Below are 1,228 nucleotides of genomic sequence, written 5' to 3' on the forward strand. Positions count from 1 at the left end.
GGTAGTCCCGGCGGCCCGCCCGCGGCGGACCCCCCCCCCCTCGCCTCCCCGCGCCCCCCCCCGACCCCCCCCGGCCCCCCCCCGACGGTCGGCCCCCCCCTCGGGGGCCCCGGCGTGGGCCCGACGCTGTTCTCCGGGGCGTGCGAGGGGAGTTCGCGCTCCCCGAACGAGTGGTGGAACGCCGCACGCGGTGCTTCCTGGCGGAAAATCGCGCTACGGTGGTGCTCCGCTACGGGAGGACGGCATATGCCCGAGGTTCAGTCCTGCTCCGGCTGCGGCGGGTCCGGGGGGACCCAGAAGACCGAGGCAACGGTCGAACTGGACGAGGAAGGAGGCATGGTGCCCAGCGTTCACACCTTCTGGTCACCCTGCGGTCGGTGCCACGGATCCGGGACGGTGATCGTCGGATGAGGTTGGTCTTCGAGTGCGTCGAGTGCGGTGGGCACTACCTGCCGCCGGAGGGCATGGTCTATCCGGACGGGCCGGCCTCACCGGTCTGGTGCTCCCCCTGTCAGACGTCCAAGCGCACGGCGGGCCTCCGGGAGGACCCGCTGCTCGCCCGGGTCGCCCTGGCCGCCGCCCGGGCCGCACTGGCCCGGCGCACCGCCGAGGCCGTCGAGCCGGTCCCGGCCGGGCGCGCCGACGTCCGCCCGTCCCGTCCGCCGCTGTCCCGGCGGGCACGCTCCGGACCGGGCGGGGTACGCGGCAAGCTGGGCTGAGCAGCTCCTCCGGGCATCCGTCAAGTACCGCTTTCGACACAGCGCTTACGCCTGCCACGAGCCCACCGGACTGACCCGCGAGCCGGGGGACGTCGCCGCACCCACGCTGGGCCTGGCGATGTCGATGTCGATGAGGATCTCGATGAGGATCCTGCCTCAGGAGGCGCTCGCCCTCAGAACAGCGCCTCCTGGGTGTCCGGCTCCGGCGGGCGGACCCGCTCCTCCAGGACCAGCCCCTCGGAGGCCCGGCCGGCCGCCGGCGTGAGCGTCCAGCCGGTCAGCCGTCGGGTGTCCAGCAGCAGCGGGCCGGAGCCGTCCGGCTGGTCCAGGAAGAGGTGCCGCCCCACCGGCGGGCGCAGCGTACCGGCGACCACCGCGCCCGCGGCCAGGCCGGTGACCTCCCGGTAGGTCTCGGGGGCGCCGCCGGCCAGGCCGTAGCGCTCCACGTGGTCCGTCACCGGGCGGTCCGCGAGCAGCTCCACGGCGTGCCCGTCCAGCAGTCGGTGTAC

1 protein-coding gene and 1 pseudogene are annotated in these 1,228 nt (G+C 75.4%); one reads left to right on the forward strand and one right to left on the reverse strand.

What is annotated here, in order from left to right:
- The first annotated feature begins 407 nt into the window (after nucleotides 1–407).
- On the forward strand, nucleotides 408–719 hold the full coding sequence (locus tag ACFC1T_RS38415; protein WP_375897457.1) for a hypothetical protein: 312 nt from the start codon (nucleotides 408–410) through the stop codon (nucleotides 717–719).
- Between the two features lie 173 nt (nucleotides 720–892).
- Here ACFC1T_RS38415 and ACFC1T_RS38420 read toward each other — a convergent pair.
- Nucleotides 893–1,228: pseudogene (locus ACFC1T_RS38420) on the reverse strand (hypothetical protein); the annotation flags it as partial.

This window comes from Kitasatospora sp. NPDC056076 (assembly GCF_042266305.1).
Lineage (GTDB): Bacteria > Actinomycetota > Actinomycetes > Streptomycetales > Streptomycetaceae > Kitasatospora.